This window comes from Staphylococcus sp. EG-SA-17 (assembly GCF_017151845.1).
Classification (GTDB): Bacteria; Bacillota; Bacilli; order Staphylococcales; family Staphylococcaceae; genus Staphylococcus; species Staphylococcus aureus.
In genome coordinates, this window is sequence record NZ_JACVZO010000005.1 from 37,386 (window position 1) to 55,055 (window position 17,670).

Below are 17,670 nucleotides of genomic sequence, written 5' to 3' on the forward strand. Positions count from 1 at the left end.
AGACACAGTTGTCGTTTTATTAGAATGATTTACATTTTAATAAAGCAACATTAAAGGTGTCTTCTTCCTTGTTTTACTTTATGACAGATTATTTCATTTGTCCTTTAACTTCATCCGCAAAGTTTTCTTCGCGTTTTTCCATACCTTCGCCTACTTCATAGCGTACGAAGTCAACAAGTTTTCCACCTTTTGTTTTTAAGAAAGCTTCAACTGTTACATCAGGGTTTTTAACGAAGTCTTGATCTACAGCACAAATTTCTTGTAAGTATTTACGTAAACGTCCTTCCACCATTTTTTCAACGATGTTTTCTGGTTTACCTTCATTTAATGCTTGTTGTTTTAAAACTTCTCTTTCGTGGTTGATTTCTTCTTCGCTAACTTGTTCAGAAGAAACATATTTAGGGTTGATTGCAGCGATATGCATAGCAACGTCTCTTGCTGCTTCTTCGTCAGTTGAACCTTCAACAACTGTTAATACACCAATGCGTCCACCCATGTGTAAGTAAGCGCCGAAAGCATCGTTATCAGTTTTAGTTCTGATAGCAAAACGACGAACACTTAATTTTTCACCGATTGTTGAAATTGCTTCTTTAATTCTTTCATCAACTGATTTACCATTTGGTAAAGTTGTTTCCATTAAAGCTTCAACAGTTTCAGCTTTTGTATCTAATACTTGATTAGCGATTTCTTTAACTAACTCTTGGAAACCTTCGTTACGAGCAACAAAGTCTGTTTCAGAGTTGATTTCAACGATAACTGCGTCGTTACCTTTAGTTTCTACATGTACTAAACCTTCAGCCGCAATACGGTCTGCTTTTTTAGCTGCTTTAGCAATACCTTTTTCACGTAGGTAGTCAATCGCTTTATCGATGTCACCATCAGTTTCAGTTAGCGCTTTTTTACAATCCATCATACCCGCGCCAGTTTTTTCACGTAATTCTTTAACAAGTTTTGCTGAAATAGTTGCCATTCATTATTCCTCCAATAAGTTATCATTTTATATATTATGATTTTAGCATTATTATAGGCAAGATTGCCAATACTCTAATTGAATATTTGTAATTTGCCTCGATTTTCTTTTTAAAAAAGGTGATAAGCATTAATATCTTATCACCCATTTAAACTATATCTAAGTCAGATTCAACAGTTGATTATTCTTCAGTTGCTTCTGTTTCTTCTGATTTTTCTTTTTCATCTAAATCGATGTTTTGTTCTGCAGCTACTTCTTCATTAGAAACGCCTTGTTGACCTTCTAAGATTGCATCTGCCATTTTAGCAGTTAATAATTTAACCGCACGGATAGCATCGTCGTTTGCTGGGATAACGTAGTCAATTTCGTCAGGATCACAGTTAGTGTCAACGATACCTACGATAGGAATATTTAATTTACGAGCTTCAGCAATTGCATTACGCTCTTTACGTGGGTCAACTACGAATAATGCTTGAGGCATTGATTTCATATCACGAATTCCGCCTAAGAATTTGATTAAACGGTCATATTCTTTTTTAAGTTCTACTACTTCTTTTTTAGGTAATACTTCGAATAAACCATCTTCTTCCATTTTTTCAATTTCAGAAATACGTTTGATTCGTTTTGAGATCGTTTTATAGTTAGTTAATAATCCACCTAACCATCTTTGGTTAATGTAGAATTGACCAGCACGTTCTGCTTCAGATTTAACTGATTCTTGTGCTTGTTTTTTAGTTCCTACGAATAAGACTTGTCCACCATCTTCTGAAACTTGTTTCAAGAAGTTGTATGCCTCGTCTACTTTTTTCACTGTTTTTTGTAAGTCGATGATATAAATACCATTTCTCTCAGTGAAGATATATTTTTTCATTTTTGGGTTCCAACGACGTGTTTGGTGACCGAAGTGAACACCCGCTTCTAGTAATTGTTTCATTGAAATTACTGCCATTATAAATTCCTCCTATTGGTTAATTACCTCCATAGCAAACTATTGTAAAGACAATATACAAATATTGCACCCTTTACACAATCACGTTTGATATGTGTGTATTGGCTTTATAGCCGAAAATAAATATAACATAATGCCGTGTCTAAAGCAAATGTTTTTCAAGCATTTTTTCATAAATTTAAAGGTAATTCTATCATGTTAATGTGGAATATCAATTTGATTGAAAATTAGACAAAAATAAAGAAATGACTTCAACATAATCATCAAAGTCATTTCGTTGACTACTGCCAAGATAACATCGTCACGACTAGGACATTGAATTATGCCCCAGACTCATCGTTTTACTTACTTTTTTCTAATTCATCTAAGAATTTTTCTTTTTTAACTTTAATGAAAGTACCTTTCATTCCTAAAGAACGTGATTCAATTACACCAGCACTTTCTAATTTACGTAGTGCATTTACAATTACAGATCTAGTAATACCAACTCTATCTGCAACTTTTGATGCGATTAATAGGCCTTCCGTACCGCCAAGTTCTTCAAAGATATGTTCAATTGCTTCTTTTTCAGAATAAGATAATGAATTAATTGCCATTGTAATAGCAGCTTTATCGCGCGCTTCTTTTTCTACTTCACTATGCTTCTCACGTAAGATTTCCATACCAATAACTGTAGCAGCATATTCACCTAGTACCAAATCATTTTCATTAAAATCATCATGTACTCGACCAAGTACTAATGTACCTAATCTTTCTCCTCCACCTAAAATTGGGAAGATAGTTGTACGACTATCTATGAATAATTCTCTGTTTTCAGGTGGGAAAACTGTTAATACATTGTCGATATCAATATTTGATTCTGTTTGTTTAACTTCCATTAATCGTTCTGTATATTCACTTGGAATATGTCTTTCTTCCAACATTTGAATAATTCTTTGACTTTTTAATAATTCATTTAGACTCGATCCTAAAATTTTACCTCGACGCGATACAATAAATACATTTGTTACAGTTACGCTACTAATCGTTTGTGCTACATCTTTAAAATCAACCGCAATACCTTTGTGTTTTTGAAGTAACGTGTTTAACTCTCTCGTTTTAGATAATAAGCTCATGAATTTTTCTCCTTTTGTATATTTTTATAGAATAAATGCACTTAAATCTTTATTTGTTGAAATTGATTTTAATTTATCATCAACATATTGTGGGGTAATATCTACAACTGCATTCGGCATACTTGGTGCTTCGAATGATAAATCTTCTAGCATCTTTTCTAAAATTGTATGAAGTCGACGTGCACCAATATTGTCTGTATCTTGATTTACTTGATAGGCAATCTCAGCTAAGCGAGTAATTGCTTCATCGGTAAAGTTTACAGTAACTTCTTCTGTTTGAAGCAATGCTTCATATTGTTTAATTAATGACAATTTTGGTTCTGTCAAAATTCTTACAAAATCTTCTACCGATAAACTATCAAGTTCAACTCTAATCGGAAAACGACCTTGCAATTCTGGTATCAAGTCACTCGGCTTAGATACATGGAAAGCTCCAGCACCTATAAACAGCATATGTTCAGTATTCACAGTACCATATTTGGTTTGAATAACGCTACCTTCAAGTATAGGTAAAATATCTCTTTGAACACCTTGTCTTGAGACATCTTGACCACTATTATGATTATTCGTCGCAACTTTGTCGATTTCATCTATAAAGATGATACCCATTTGTTCTGCTAATTCAAGTGCTTCTTGGTTAGCGCTTTCTTGATCAATTAGTTCATCCGCATAACTATCAGCTAGTATTTTCCTTGCCGTCTCAACAGCAACTTCTCGCTCAACTTTCTTTTTAGGCATTAATTGATTCATCATCTCTTGCATTTGCTGATTTTGATTTGTACCTAGCATACCTAAAGCACCAGGATCTTGTTCGACTTTAATTCTTACCTTTTCTTTTTCAAGTTTGCCTTCTTCTAATTGTCTCTTAATTTCAGAACGTTTTGTTTTAATTTCCTCAGTAGGTGGTTCTTCTTCATCTTCGTTATTTTGTCCGAAATTTGGAATTGCACCTCCGAAAAGTGACTCTAAAGGATTATTCGTTTGAGATGCTTTCTTTTTCATACTTGGAACTAATAACTTAACAAGTTTTTCATTAGCCTTAGCTGTTGCTTCATCTTGTACCAATGATTTTTTCTGCGCCTTGACTAACCTTACTGAAACATCAACAAGATCTCTAACCATACTTTCAACATCTCGTCCTACATAACCTACCTCAGTAAATTTAGTAGCTTCTACTTTTATAAATGGTGCGCCGACAACTTTGGCCATTCTTCTTGCAATTTCAGTTTTACCAACGCCGGTTGGTCCAATCATCAAAATATTTTTAGGTGAAATTTCTTGCTTTGATTCCTCATCTAATAAACTTCTTCTGTATCGATTACGTAGGGCAATTGCCACTTTACGTTTAGCATCATTTTGTCCAACGATGTATTCATTTAATTTAGATACGATTTCTTTTGGAGTTAATCTTATTCCAGCTGTATCCATTAATTTCATTCCTCCGTCTTTTAACTAAAATTAATTGCTCGTAATTATTTATCGTGCTCTGATTATTATAGTGTTTCGACAACAATATTATCGTTGGTAAAGACACAAATATCAGCCGCTACTTTCAAGCTCTCATATGCCATTTCTTCAGCAGACAAATGCGATGCATGGCGTTTCAATGCACGTCCTGCGCTTAATGCGTAGTTGCCTCCTGATCCAATAGCGATAAGGTCATCATCTGGGGCAATAACTTCGCCAGTTCCACTGACAACTAAAATAGCATCTTTATCCATTACAATTAGCATAGCTTCTAATTGACGTAATTGTTTATCGCCTCGCCATTCTTGTGCCAATTCAACAGCAGCTCTTTCTAAGTTACCACTAAACTGTTGTAATTTTGTTTCGAATTTTTCAAATAACGTAAACGCATCTGCTACACTACCTGCGAAACCAGCTAACACTTTATCTTCATATAAACGTCGCACTTTTCTTGCCGTTTGTTTCATGATGACTTGTTGACCAAGCGTTACTTGCCCATCTCCAGCCATAGCTGCTTTCCCATTATGTCTTACAGCATAAATTGTTGTTGCATGTAATGTTGTATTACTCATGTTTCATTCTCCTTTTTCGCTCGAGGATGTGCATTTAGATACACTTTTCTTAATTGTTGGTTAGATACGTGTGTATATTTACCAGTTGTTGACAAATTAACATGACCTAATAATGATTGTACTGTTCTTAGGTCTGCACCTTGATTCAATAAATGCGTTGCAAATGTATGTCTGAGCTTGTGGGGATGAATCTCACTTACGCCTGCTGTTCGTTTAACAATATCATTTAAAACATATCGTACACCGCGTTCAGTGATTGCTTCACCCTTCATATTTACAATAAGAAAATCATGATTGCATGACTGAATAGGTTTGAAATGTTCTAAATAATTTTCGATGCTTTGTCTACAATAAGCACCAAACGGTACAAAGCGCTCTTTGCTCCCTTTTCCTAACACGGTAACACCATTCGCGTAAAAATCTATATCTTGTTTTTTAATATTAACTAATTCCGAAACACGGATACCTGTAGCATATAACAATTCAAGAATAACTCGATCCCGTAAACTTTTTGAAGTGTCCTCTTCTACAGTTTTAAATAACGCTTCCATTTCTTCTTCGTAAAAGAATTGCGGAAGATATTTTTCTTTTTTCGGATGTACTAATTGAACAAATGGATTAATAATGTTCTCATCAAGCGTCATCCAATATTCATAGAAAGTTCTTAACGTTGAGATTTTACGAGAAACAGATGTTCTTTTCAAATGATTTGAATATAAATAGCTCAAATAATTTCTAGCATCTCTGTATTCAAAAGTATTCAACTGTAAATGTTCTTGTTCTAAAAATTGATTAAACTGAATTAAGTCATCTTGATATGATTTCAATGTATGTTCCGAAAAATTCCGTTCAACTTTCAATGTATTTAAAAACGCTTCTTGAATATGATTCAATACATTTACCCTCCATCAATAAGAATTGTAGCATATACAGCAAAGGGCTTACAGTAATTTGATAATCAATTCTAAATCTTTTGAGAATTAAATAATTGTAACTAATCGGAAAACCTGTTAATTAGAATACCTCTTTTTTAAATTAATTACTAAAAGTCTTTATTAATAGCCTTGCCATTTATTATTTCATTGTCTTTTAAATAAAGTTTATTTAAAACATTCTCTTACATGTTACATCAATCAACTTATTGCGTGTTATTTATTTAGATATTTTTTGAATGCGAATTCTCAATTGTCAGAAATACGTAACAATTCCAAAATTAAAAAGACTAGGATAAGTATTTTCCATTTAGAAAGTCATTACTTACTCGTTGATGACTTAAGAATGAATAGCATATCTAGTCTTTCTAACTATTTTATAAAGTTTTTTTGAAATTTTCTAAGTAATCCAAAGCTCTATTAGCTTGTGCTTCATAGCGTTCTTTTTTATCTTTAATTCTAGTTTCTAAAGATGGTAATAACCCAAAGTTAGCATTCATAGGTTGGAAATTCTTATTGTTTTTAGCATGAGAAATATAGTAAGCCATACTTCCAATCATAGTTTCTCTCGGAAATACTACCTCACCTTTGCCTAATATTTTATGCGCAAGATTGATGCCTGCAACTAAGCCACTAGCTGCGCTTTCCACATAACCTTCAACACCAGTCATTTGTCCCGCAAACTGTATGTTTGGTTGTGAAATCAATTCATATTTCTCGTTTAATACGTCCGGTGAGTTAATGAAGGTATTTCTATGCATCACACCATATCTAACAATATCAACATTTTCTAAGCCTGGAATTAATTTAATAACTTCTTTTTGAGCTCCCCATTTTAAATGCGTTTGGAAGCCGACAATATTGTAGAGTGTGCCAGCAGCGTCATCTTGTCTTAATTGAACCACTGCATAAGGACGTTTCCCAGTCTTTGGATCTTCTAATCCTACTGGTTTCATTGGTCCAAATAGTAATGTCTTGCGTCCGCGTTCTGCCATTACTTCAAAAGGCATACAACCCTCGAAATATTTTTCTTTTTCAAATGAATTTACAGGCGCAACTTCAGCTTCTAATACTGCATCATAAAAACGATTAAATTCATCCTCAGTCATAGGACAGTTTAAATATGCAGCTTCACCTTTATCATAACGGGACTTTAAGTAAACTTTATCCATATCAATAGATTCTTTTTCAATAATTGGAGCAGCTGCATCATAGAAATAAAGTTGATCTTTACCAGTAATGTCCACTATTTCTTGAGCAAGCGTTTCTGTAGTAAGTGGTCCTGTTGCGATAATTGTGTATCCATCTGGAATGGCATTAATTTCTTCATTAATAACTGTGATATTTTCATGATTTTTGAGTGTTTCAGTAATATAACCTGAAAAATCGTGTCTATCAACTGCTAATGCACCACCAGCTGGAACTCGTGCCTTATCAGCCGCTTCAATAATTATAGAATTCAATCTTCTCATTTCTTCTTTTAAAACACCCACACCATTAGTTAAAGCATTTCCGCGTAATGAATTGGAACATACAAGTTCCGCAAATTTATCAGTATGGTGCGCTGGTGTTTGTTTAACAGGTCTCATCTCTATTAGATTAACTTTAATTCCTCTTTCAGCTAATTGATATGCCGCTTCTGAACCGGCAAGACCAGCACCTATTACATTTACAGTTTGAGTCATTTCTATACTCCTTTTATTGTCATTTATGTCTTTTAATTATGTTGTTATGTTTATATTATCCGCACTTATTTAGATTAATCCATTACTATCTTTAAAATAAGATTCACTAATGATTCTATTTAACATTCTTAAATTGTCTCTAGGAAATAAAAATATTATTTCTGCGCTGCCTCTTTATAATCGCAATTTGAACATATTACTTGTGTTGTCTTGCCTTTTTTATTTTCAACAAGATATTGGTTACATTTTGGACAATCTCTTCCAATCGGCTTATCCCAAGAGATAAAGTCGCATTCAGGATATTTCGAACATCCATAAAAGACACGATTCTTTTTAGATTTTCTTTCTACGACGTCACCATCATTACATTTTGGACATTTAACACCAATAGACTTAACTATCGCTTTTGTATTACGACAATCCGGGAAGTTTGAGCAAGCCATGAACTTACCATAGCGTCCCATTTTTATAACCATAGGAGAACCACAAACTTCACAGTCTTCACCGGCTGGCTCATCTTTGATTTCAATCTTTTCCATCTCTTCTTCAGCACGTTCAACATCTTGTTTAAAGCTACTAAAGAAACCGTCGATTACTTTTCTCCATGTAATGTCGCCTTCTGCAATCTTATCAAGTAACGTTTCCATATTCACTGTGAATTCCACATCAATAATCTCTGGGAAGTATTCTTTCACTTGTTCATGAACTATTTCTCCCAACTCAGTAGGAACAAAACGCTTACTTTCTAATTTGACATAGTTACGCTTTTGAATCGTATCTATTGTCGGTGCATATGTTGATGGTCGCCCAATTTTCAATTCTTCAAGTGTTTTTACTAATCTCGCCTCAGTATATCTTGGAGGTGGTTGTGTATAGTGTTGAGCTGGTTCAATTTGAGTTGCTGTGACTTTATCACCTTGCTCTAATTTAGGCAGTTTATTTTCCTTTTCGCTATCACTATCATCTTTAGTTTCTACATAGAGTGTCATAAATCCTTTAAACTTGATTGTTTGACCATTCGCTCTAAATTTAATGTCACCTTGTGTTATGTCTAATGAGACTGTATCAAGTATTGCTGGAGCCATTTGACTAGCAACAAATCGTTCCCAAATTAATTTGTATAATCGGTATTGGTCTTTCGTTAAAAATGACTTCATATCATCTGGCGTACGCATAGTACTTGAAGGTCTAATAGCCTCATGGGCATCTTGGTCACCTTGTTTCCCTGATGCTTTACGTTTAGAAGTGTAAGATTCACCGTATTTATCAGTTATATACTGTTTTGCTTCAGCTTTGGCAGTATCTGAAATACGTGTAGAATCGGTTCTCATATATGTTATTAAACCAATCGTACCTTGTTTTTTCAAATCTATACCTTCATATAATTGTTGTGCGACCATCATTGTTTTTCTAGCTTTAAAGTTTAATTTACGTGCCGCCTCTTGTTGTAATGTAGAAGTTGTAAATGGGTTTGCTGGATTACGCGTTTTTTCTTTTTTAGTCACGTTTGTAATTTCGAATTGATCTCCATCTAATGCAGCTGTAATTTTCTCAACATCTTTTTTCGTTTTTAATTTAAAAGGTTTATTTTTATAATGAAGGAATTTAGCATTGAATTTTGATTTTTTGTATCTAAATTCTCCTTCAATAGTCCAATATTCTTCTGGTTTAAAGTTTCGAATTTCATTTTCACGGTCAATGACTAAACGAAGTGCAACAGATTGAACTCGACCCGCTGACAACCCTTTTTTTACTTTTTTCCATAGAACTGGCGAGATGTTATAGCCAACCAATCTATCTAATATTCGACGCGCTTGTTGTGCATCGACTAAGTTCATTTCAATTTCTCTAGGATTTTTAAAACTTTCTTTAACAGCGTCTTTAGTTATTTCGTTGAAAACAACGCGATTTTCTTTAGAATCTTCAAGCTCTAAAATTTTTGATAAATGCCAAGCAATTGCTTCACCTTCACGGTCGGGGTCACTTGCGAGAAAGACGTTTTTCGCTTTTTTTGCATGCTTTTTCAATTCTTTTACAACAGGACCTTTTCCGCGTATTGTTATATATTTTGGTTCGTAATTATCTTCAGTGTCGACACCCATTTGACTTCTTGGTAAGTCTCTGACGTGTCCCATTGAAGCTATAACTTTATATTTCTTACCTAAATACTTTTCAATGGTTTTTGCTTTTGCAGGCGATTCAACAATGACTAAATTATCTGCCAATGTCATTTCCCCCTCGCTAATCTAATTACTAAAGATAAATGATAAACGCTTAATTTTGCTTTTGTCAACGTTTTATATCTAAACAAATCATTTTCCCTGTCTATTTTTTATAGATTTTATTAAAAAATAAATTACAAAGGGTAACAAAAGAAATATGAAGCAACTCGTTATTTTTAGTTTTAAATATAGTAGTCTTCAAATATATCATTAGCGTTTAATACTACCTTAGCACCTTCTTGGATACGTAATAAATTACCTTTTGTCATAGGATTAAACATAGATCCAGGTAAAACATAAACATTTCTATTTTGCTCTAATGCAAAATCTATCGTGATGTGACTGCCACTTTGTTCCTTAGCCTCAGTAATTAAAACCCCTTTTGACAAACCGCTGATAATTCTATTGCGCTCAGGAAATCTATATTTAGCAATTGGTGTATGTGGTGGATATTCGGATATAACTAAACCTTTTTCTTCTATTTTATTTCTTAATGCTAATGTACTTTTGGGATAATGTGTTTGATGGCCAAAGGCTAAAACTGCAATTGTAGGGAGATTGTATTTTAAAGCTATTTGATGTGCCATTGCATCAGCTCCTTGAGCAAGGCCGGAAACAATTGTTAAATATTTGCTTTTATCATTTGATAATAAAAATTCTAAAGACTGTTGGGTATAACTTGTAGAATCTCTTGCACCTACTACTGCCAAATGATGCATATTATTTATTAATTTGATGTTCCCTTTATAGAAAAGAAGTAATGGAAATTGATATATTTCTTTTAATAGCACTGGGTATTCAGAATCCATATATGTAATGTAACTTACTTTTAATTTCTGCAGTTCTTTAATAATATCGTTATGATCAAGTTTTATAAAAGCATAGTATTTACGTAATAAATGAACATTTTCTTCCCTATTCACCCATTCACATAAATAACTATCTTTTTTTCTTCCCTCCTCTTTAATTACATTAGGATATGCCATTAAAAATTGATGAATTTGTTTAGTCGAAAAGTGTGACCAGTATAACTTAAGCAAAAATAGTCTAATCAATAAATCAACTCCTTTTTGTAATCATACAAAATCATATTCTATTTTTGTTTTACATTTCTAATACAAAAACATTGTCGATGTAATGTTATTTTAAGGAGTAAAAATACTGACTTTAAAAGTGAAAAGTATGTTGGAAAGAATTTAAAATTTCAATTTCCAACATACTTTATAATCAAACCTTATAAATAAGTTTTGCAAATTTAAATAGAATCGGTCTTACTGGTTTGATGAAATCACCAATTAATTCTTCAACATGTGCATTAAAACCTTTTTTAAATTGTTGTACACCAAAATCATCCGCCTCATTACTAAAGACGCCTGTTATTCCATAAAAATTATACCTATTAATATTATGTGATTTTGCATATTTTATCATATGCCATTGTAGATGATATGCACCCATATACTGATTATATTTAGGATTTGATCCACTTGATAGATAATAAACTTCATCATCAGTACATATAAATAAAGCAGCAGCTAAATCCAAAACAGGTCCATCTTCTAATATTAGTTCTTCGGTTTTACTAATTCTATTATTAATACTAGATAATTGCATATTTAACTGATTTAATTTTGATTTATTCTTTTTAGAATTTGGATTTTCATTTAATGATCTGTTCACAGTCATCATTTCATTTTCGATTTTCAATAATTGTATTTTTAATTTATCTTGATATTCATTAAGATCTATACAAGCTATCTTTAACATTGCCTTACCTTTATATATTTCTTGCATTTGTTTAAAATAATCTTCATTCATGAAATGAAAACCATGTTTTTCTTCAGCCATTTGAAACAATTTATAAAATCGATTTGTTTCTTCAATAGATAAATCTTCAACCTTAACACCAATCTCAATAGTCTTTTTTATATTTCTTCTAGTTTGGTATTCCATTTCTTTTAAAAGTTGATTCTCATCTTTATCTTTTAAATCCAATACAGAAATCCACCTAATTTGACTTTTATTTGAATATCCTGTTGTATAACCTTGATGGAGATACCCAATTTTCCCTAGCATCTTTACTATCACTGAATTATTATAATTCTTTATTACCCTACCATTTGCATCTCTTAAATTCTCTATTAAATATGGATCAACAAGAATAAATACTCCTCTATTTTTATAAATGAATTTAGATAATTCTTTAAAAAAGTAACAAACTAATTTAGCATCGAAATAATCAAGTAAAGGGCCTCTATGAGAGTAGAAATATTTGTAGAATTTAAAAATACGTGCTTCTGTTAATAAACATGCAGCTATAACTTCATTTTTATCATTCTTCACTCCCACAATATGTGCTTCATGATTTATTTTATTTCTATAATTATATAATTCTATAGACTGTGTATAATGTTTGAAGTGTTTTTTGGTGTAGTTGGTAAATTCTTCTTCACTTAAAGTTGTAAATTTCATATTTCAATGTCCTGCCTTTGATTTAAATTATGCTTTTTTAAATGGTCTAATAAAAATCATATCATTTTCATAATTATGAACAACTTTATGTGCAACCTCTGATTTACGCCATCCACCATTATTCCAGTTTTGATCTAAACTTTGGAACTTCATTAATTTTCCATCATAATCACCATTTAAAACAATAGCTGTATGACCATATCCTCCACCAAATCTTCCACTAAAAACCACTAAGTCCCCAGGTTCAGCTTTGAAAGTTGGTGTGTTGTGATAAATTTTAGCTTCACTATTAAAATTATTTGCATATGGTATATCTTTAGCTCCATATCCTTTTAATCCATGACCATAAAGATGATTCCAATATACATTGACTAAATCGAAACATTGCCATCCATAACTACCGTCGAAATCCCATCCTCTATTCTCTAATGTTTTCAAATAATTTAATGTACTGCTATTACTATTACTTTTATTATTTGAAGACACTGTATTTGGTTTTGGTTCTACTAATGGTGTCATTGGCACTTTTAATTTTTGACCAATAAATATTAAATTAGGATTTGCTATATTATTTGTATTTTGAATATTTGAAACTGTAGTTTTGTATTTTAACGCTATAGCACTAAGTGTGTCTCCTTTTTTTACAGTATAGATTTGTGTTTTTGGAGCTTCTCTAAAACTGTAGTAACCAAAGTAATTATTAGTAACTTTATTCGTTTTCTTCTGATTAGAATTTTGAGCTTCCAAGTTTGCAATTTTAATTTCTTTAGTAGGTTCATTGTTATTAACAACTAGATTGTTACCTTGGCTTGAGTTTTTCGGAGTATTTGAAATCTTTATATCTTGATTAATTTCATTTCCATTTGAAATTGCTGATTTGTTGTCTAACTTTAAACTTGTGTCCGATGTTTTAACAACACCTTCATTTTTTATTTTGTCTTTTGTCGTATTTTTATTAGCATTTAACTCTGATTTCGCGAATACATTTTGCTCATACCCTCTTGTAAAATCTTTAGATTTATCAATTTCATCTGCATATGCTTTGTTCGACATACCCAATGCCAAAAACATACCAATTGAAATTGACAAAATTCCAATACTAACTTTTCTAATTGAATAGCGTACTTTACTTTGTTGTTTATTCATGATGAAACACTCCTTGCAATAATATATAAATATTATAACATAGCGCACTATATATTATAATAAAAATTCACTTTGTTTTAGAAAGCTATTGAAGGAGGTAAAATAATTAACTTGCCTTTCCAAAATATGAAAAGTGTACTAAAATTCATCGCACGACAAATAGCCCATTTCCGATACTTTAATAAAGTATGGAATGGGCTATAGCCATTTATATCATCTTTTAACTTTATTTATTAACAGTTAATAATGATTCATAAATTCCTGCTTCTTTAGCAGCTTCAATTAATGTTGAACCAATTTCTGAAGGTGTTGCCGCTGTTTTCACACCACAACTATTTAATGTTTTAATTTTCTCTTCAGCAGTACCTTTACCACCTGAAATGATTGCACCAGCATGTCCCATACGTTTTCCAGGAGGTGCTGTTTGTCCACCGATAAAGCCTACAACTGGTTTTGTCATATTCGCTTTAATCCATTCAGCAGCTTCTTCTTCAGCCGTACCACCGATTTCACCAATCATAACAACTGCTTTCGTTTCGTCATCTTCATTGAATGCTTTTAAAACATCAATAAAGTTTGTGCCATTTACTGGGTCTCCACCAATACCAACAGCTGTAGTTTGACCAATACCTTCTTCAGTCAATTGGTGCACTGCTTCATATGTTAATGTACCTGAACGTGATACTACACCAACATGACCTTTTTTGTGAATATAGCCAGGCATAATACCAATTTTACATTCATCTGCTGTAATCACACCTGGACAGTTCGGACCAACTAAACGTGTTTTTCTACCTTGTAAGTAGCGTTTAACTTTAACCATGTCTAATACAGGAATATGTTCAGTGATACAAATAACCATATCTAAGTCTGCATCAGCTGCTTCTAAAATTGAGTCTGCAGCAAATGGTGCTGGAACGTAAATGACTGAAACCGTTGCCCCGGTTTCATTTTTAGCTTCTTCAACAGTGTTGAAAACAGGAACGCCTTCAACAACTTGACCACCTTTACCAGGCGTCACACCTGCTACTATTTTCGTACCATAATCAAGCATTTGTTTTGTATGGAAAAGGGCAGTAGACCCTGTAATACCTTGTACCATTACTTTAGTATTCTTATCTATAAATACACTCATCTTAGTGCTCCCATCCTTTCCTTATGCTTCTTTGACTAGTTTAACAATTTTTTGTGCACCTTCAGCCATTGTTGCTGCTGGTTCAATTGCTAATCCTGAGTCTTTTAAGATTTTTTTACCTAACTCAACATTTGTACCTTCTAAGCGTACAACTAGTGGTAAAGTTAAATCTACTTCTTTTACAGCTTCAACGATACCTTCTGCGATAACATCACATTTCATAATGCCACCGAAAATGTTTACAAAAATACCTTTAACATTTTCATCACCTAAAATGATTTTAAATGCTTCAGTTACTTTTTCTCTAGTAGCGCTTCCGCCTGCATCTAAGAAATTGGCTGGGTTTCCACCGAAATGATTAATCGTATCCATTGTTGCCATGGCTAAACCTGCACCATTAACCATACATCCGATGTCACCATCTAATGCAATGTATGATAAATCATGTTTAGACGCTTCAATCTCTTTCGGATCTTCTTCTTCTAAATCACGTAATTCTACAACATCTTTATGTCTGAATAATGCATTATCATCAAAATTAATTTTAGCATCTAATGCCAATACATCACCATCAGCTGTTGTAACTAATGGGTTGATTTCTACGATTGAACAATCTTTTTCAATGAATACATTATAAAGTGCTAATAAGAATTTAGCAGCTTTGTTAACAGATTTTTTAGGAATATTAATATTAAACGCAATTCGTCTTGCTTGGAATGGTGAAAGTCCGATTACTGGATCAATAGTTTCTTTGAAGATCTTTTCAGGAGTCTTCGCAGCAACTTCTTCAATCTCAGTGCCCCCTTCTTCAGACGCCATCAATGTTACTTGGTCAGTCGCACGATCAATAACGAATCCAACGTAATATTCTTTTTGAATAGCACAACCTTCTTCGATATATAAACGCTTAATTTCTTTACCTTCTGGACCAGTTTGATGTGTCACCAAAGTTTTCCCTAATAATTCTTTTGCATATGTTTCTACCTCTGATAAAGATTTAGCAATTTTTACTCCGCCTGCTTTACCTCTACCTCCAGCATGAATTTGTGCTTTTACAACATAAACATCTGAATTTAATTCTTTTGCTTTCTCCACCGCTTCTTCAGCAGTAAATGCTACTCGTCCTTCTGGAACTGCAACGCCCATTGAACGAAATATTTCTTTACCTTGATACTCGTGGATATTCATCTTCCATCCTCCTGTTACTTAGGTTAAGTTCCCTTACAATTATAAAAAATGTAAGCGCTATTGTAAACTTAAATGCTACTTTTTTATCATTTAATTGAATTTTACGATTTACAGTAACGATTTTATAGGTTCAAAGCTTTTTCTATGCTCTTTCATAATGCCAATATCATCGATTGCTAGTAAATGTTGTTTGGTACCGTAACCCGCGTTTTTTTCAAAACCATATTCAGGATAATCTTTAGATAACTGTGTCATATAATCATCACGAAAAACCTTTGCCATGATACTTGCCGCTGCAATAGATACACTTCTTGCATCACCCTTGATTAAAGATACTTGAGTCAGTGCATTATCAAGCGTCATCGCGTCTATCAATAAATGCGTTGGTTGTACTGATAATCCATCAATAGCTCGCTGCATGGCGATTTGAGTAGCTTTATAAATATTAAATTCATCTATTTCTTCAGCTGTAGCGATACCATATGCAAAAGCAGTAACTTCATTTTTTAGTGCTTCATTTAATTCTAGACGTTTCGTAACAGGTACTTTTTTCGAGTCATCAAGGCCCAAATAATTGTGATTTGAATTTAAAATTGTTGCGCATGCAACGACTGGACCTGCTAAAGGTCCTCTTCCAACTTCGTCAATACCACAAATAATAGCATTAGGATGCTCTTTTAATATTTCATTTTCAAAGTAAGTCATTTCAGCATACTTTTCTTTTAAAGCTTGTTCTTGTTCTAACGCTTTTCTGCGTCTGGCTATGGCATTTTGTACACCTTTTCGCTCATCTAAAAAGCATTCATGATTTTCTAATTCTTCTATTGTATTAACCGCATTAATCAACTGCGTTACTTCTTTAATTGTTAGCGTCATTTGCTAATTCCTCAGTCATATCTTTAAAAATATCAAAACAATAATTTCCTATTTTAGCATTTCGAATATCATAAATAATCAGTTCAATGACTGCTTCGTAATCAATTTCATTACCACGTCGAATTAAGCCACGTTTTTTCCCTATCGCATCAAACCACGCTATGATTTCTGCATCTTCAGGAACTTCGATTTTATAATGTGCTTTTAAGCGCGCTAAATCATTTTGAATTAAAAAGTTCAGACCATAGATGGCAACTTCATCTAAGTGCACAATACTATCTTTAATCGCGCCTGTTAAACTCAACTTCTTACCGACTTCTTCATCTTCAAATTTAGGCCAAAGAATCCCTGGTGTATCTAATAGTTGTAATGCATTACCAACTTTAATCCATTGTTGTTGTTTGGTCACACCTGGTTTATTACCAGTCTGTGCAATACTACGCTTTGCCAGTTTATTTATTAATGTGGACTTACCAACATTTGGAATTCCAACAATCATTGCTCTAATCGCTCTTGGTTTAAGTCCTTTTGCTTTTTCGCGTTCAAATTTTTCAGCAGTCGCCTTAATTGCTGCAGCTTCCACTTTCTTTAAATTTTTACCGTGCTTAGCATCCACTGATACAGGATAGTATCCTTTATCAATAAAAAATTGTTCCCATTTTGACATCTCATTTAAATTAGACATATCTTTTTTATTTAATATAACAACACGTGGTTTTTGGTTAATAACTTCATCTATCATAGGGTTTCTTGAACTATATGGAATTCTTGCATCTACTAGTTCAAACACTACATCTACTTTTTTTAATTGTTCACTTACTTCTCTTTTGGCTTTCGCCATATGTCCTGGATACCATTGAATAACCATTCAATTCACCTTACTTTCGTCAATTCTTTTCTCATTATTAAAATCTATAACCTGTTAATTATAGAACAAATTC

The 17,670-nt window shown here is 32.8% G+C and carries 17 protein-coding genes; all 17 read right to left on the reverse strand.

Annotated elements, in window-relative coordinates:
• Positions 1 to 88 precede the first annotated feature (88 nt).
• Positions 89 to 970, reverse strand: a complete 882-nt coding sequence (tsf, locus tag IDG65_RS03685; RefSeq protein WP_000201387.1) for a translation elongation factor Ts — start codon at positions 968 to 970, stop codon at positions 89 to 91.
• A 34-nt stretch (positions 971 to 1,004) separates the two neighbouring features.
• The gene (locus IDG65_RS03690) at positions 1,005 to 1,118 is read right to left on the reverse strand and encodes a hypothetical protein (protein WP_001789890.1); all 114 of its coding nucleotides are present in this window, start codon (positions 1,116 to 1,118) and stop codon (positions 1,005 to 1,007) included.
• 33 nt (positions 1,119 to 1,151) lie between these two features.
• On the reverse strand, positions 1,152 to 1,919 hold the full coding sequence (gene rpsB, locus IDG65_RS03695) for a 30S ribosomal protein S2 (RefSeq protein ID WP_000268484.1): 768 nt from the start codon (positions 1,917 to 1,919) through the stop codon (positions 1,152 to 1,154).
• A gap of 198 nt (positions 1,920 to 2,117) precedes the next feature.
• A complete protein-coding gene (locus IDG65_RS03700) occupies positions 2,118 to 2,210 on the reverse strand; it encodes a hypothetical protein (protein ID WP_031788481.1) in 93 nt (30 codons plus the stop codon).
• Between the two features lie 50 nt (positions 2,211 to 2,260).
• Entirely contained in the window at positions 2,261 to 3,034 is a 774-nt protein-coding gene (gene codY, locus IDG65_RS03705; RefSeq protein WP_000055337.1) for a GTP-sensing pleiotropic transcriptional regulator CodY, read from the reverse strand.
• Positions 3,035 to 3,058: 24 nt separating this feature from the next.
• Positions 3,059 to 4,462: an ATP-dependent protease ATPase subunit HslU gene (gene hslU, locus IDG65_RS03710; protein WP_000379054.1), complete on the reverse strand. Its 1,404-nt coding sequence runs from the start codon at positions 4,460 to 4,462 to the stop codon at positions 3,059 to 3,061.
• A gap of 65 nt (positions 4,463 to 4,527) precedes the next feature.
• The gene (gene hslV / locus IDG65_RS03715; protein ID WP_000072678.1) at positions 4,528 to 5,073 is read right to left on the reverse strand and encodes an ATP-dependent protease subunit HslV; all 546 of its coding nucleotides are present in this window, start codon (positions 5,071 to 5,073) and stop codon (positions 4,528 to 4,530) included.
• Positions 5,070 to 5,966 carry a tyrosine recombinase XerC gene (gene xerC / locus IDG65_RS03720; RefSeq protein WP_001015609.1) on the reverse strand — a complete coding sequence of 299 codons (897 nt, stop codon included), beginning with the start codon at positions 5,964 to 5,966 and terminating at the stop codon, positions 5,070 to 5,072. Before xerC ends, hslV begins: the two co-directional genes overlap by 4 nt.
• A gap of 416 nt (positions 5,967 to 6,382) precedes the next feature.
• Positions 6,383 to 7,690, reverse strand: a complete 1,308-nt coding sequence (trmFO, locus tag IDG65_RS03725) for a methylenetetrahydrofolate--tRNA-(uracil(54)-C(5))-methyltransferase (FADH(2)-oxidizing) TrmFO (RefSeq protein WP_000195254.1) — start codon at positions 7,688 to 7,690, stop codon at positions 6,383 to 6,385.
• Between the two features lie 155 nt (positions 7,691 to 7,845).
• The gene (gene topA, locus IDG65_RS03730) at positions 7,846 to 9,921 is read right to left on the reverse strand and encodes a type I DNA topoisomerase (protein WP_001557331.1); all 2,076 of its coding nucleotides are present in this window, start codon (positions 9,919 to 9,921) and stop codon (positions 7,846 to 7,848) included.
• A 173-nt stretch (positions 9,922 to 10,094) separates the two neighbouring features.
• Positions 10,095 to 10,967 (reverse strand): DNA-processing protein DprA, encoded by an 873-nt coding sequence (gene dprA, locus IDG65_RS03735; RefSeq protein ID WP_000620187.1) that lies wholly within the window; start codon positions 10,965 to 10,967, stop codon positions 10,095 to 10,097.
• 172 nt (positions 10,968 to 11,139) lie between these two features.
• Entirely contained in the window at positions 11,140 to 12,384 is a 1,245-nt protein-coding gene (fmhC, locus tag IDG65_RS03740; RefSeq protein WP_000673439.1) for a FemA/FemB family glycyltransferase FmhC, read from the reverse strand.
• A 27-nt stretch (positions 12,385 to 12,411) separates the two neighbouring features.
• Entirely contained in the window at positions 12,412 to 13,530 is a 1,119-nt protein-coding gene (locus IDG65_RS03745; protein ID WP_001041672.1) for a LysM peptidoglycan-binding domain-containing protein, read from the reverse strand.
• A gap of 226 nt (positions 13,531 to 13,756) precedes the next feature.
• Positions 13,757 to 14,665, reverse strand: a complete 909-nt coding sequence (gene sucD, locus IDG65_RS03750; RefSeq protein ID WP_000110253.1) for a succinate--CoA ligase subunit alpha — start codon at positions 14,663 to 14,665, stop codon at positions 13,757 to 13,759.
• Between the two features lie 21 nt (positions 14,666 to 14,686).
• Positions 14,687 to 15,853, reverse strand: coding sequence for an ADP-forming succinate--CoA ligase subunit beta (gene sucC / locus IDG65_RS03755; protein WP_001020802.1), 1,167 nt, complete (start codon positions 15,851 to 15,853; stop codon positions 14,687 to 14,689).
• 108 nt (positions 15,854 to 15,961) lie between these two features.
• Positions 15,962 to 16,729 carry a ribonuclease HII gene (locus IDG65_RS03760; RefSeq protein ID WP_000176403.1) on the reverse strand — a complete coding sequence of 256 codons (768 nt, stop codon included), beginning with the start codon at positions 16,727 to 16,729 and terminating at the stop codon, positions 15,962 to 15,964.
• Positions 16,713 to 17,597, reverse strand: a complete 885-nt coding sequence (gene ylqF / locus IDG65_RS03765) for a ribosome biogenesis GTPase YlqF (protein WP_000236718.1) — start codon at positions 17,595 to 17,597, stop codon at positions 16,713 to 16,715. Before ylqF ends, IDG65_RS03760 begins: the two co-directional genes overlap by 17 nt.
• Between the last annotated feature and the right edge of the window lie 73 nt (positions 17,598 to 17,670).

Coding starts and splice junctions, on each gene's coding strand:
- trmFO (WP_000195254.1), bottom strand. CDS start 7,690: ATGACTCAAACTGTAAATGTAATAGGTGCTGGTCTTGCCGGTTCAGAA.
- hslV (WP_000072678.1), bottom strand. CDS start 5,073: ATGAGTAATACAACATTACATGCAACAACAATTTATGCTGTAAGACAT.
- topA (WP_001557331.1), bottom strand. CDS start 9,921: ATGACATTGGCAGATAATTTAGTCATTGTTGAATCGCCTGCAAAAGCA.
- tsf (WP_000201387.1), bottom strand. CDS start 970: ATGGCAACTATTTCAGCAAAACTTGTTAAAGAATTACGTGAAAAAACT.
- ylqF (WP_000236718.1), bottom strand. CDS start 17,597: ATGGTTATTCAATGGTATCCAGGACATATGGCGAAAGCCAAAAGAGAA.
- sucD (WP_000110253.1), bottom strand. CDS start 14,665: ATGAGTGTATTTATAGATAAGAATACTAAAGTAATGGTACAAGGTATT.
- codY (WP_000055337.1), bottom strand. CDS start 3,034: ATGAGCTTATTATCTAAAACGAGAGAGTTAAACACGTTACTTCAAAAA.
- IDG65_RS03745 (WP_001041672.1), bottom strand. CDS start 13,530: ATGAATAAACAACAAAGTAAAGTACGCTATTCAATTAGAAAAGTTAGT.
- IDG65_RS03760 (WP_000176403.1), bottom strand. CDS start 16,729: ATGACGCTAACAATTAAAGAAGTAACGCAGTTGATTAATGCGGTTAAT.
- sucC (WP_001020802.1), bottom strand. CDS start 15,853: ATGAATATCCACGAGTATCAAGGTAAAGAAATATTTCGTTCAATGGGC.
- rpsB (WP_000268484.1), bottom strand. CDS start 1,919: ATGGCAGTAATTTCAATGAAACAATTACTAGAAGCGGGTGTTCACTTC.
- hslU (WP_000379054.1), bottom strand. CDS start 4,462: ATGGATACAGCTGGAATAAGATTAACTCCAAAAGAAATCGTATCTAAA.
- IDG65_RS03690 (WP_001789890.1), bottom strand. CDS start 1,118: ATGGGTGATAAGATATTAATGCTTATCACCTTTTTTAAAAAGAAAATC.
- fmhC (WP_000673439.1), bottom strand. CDS start 12,384: ATGAAATTTACAACTTTAAGTGAAGAAGAATTTACCAACTACACCAAA.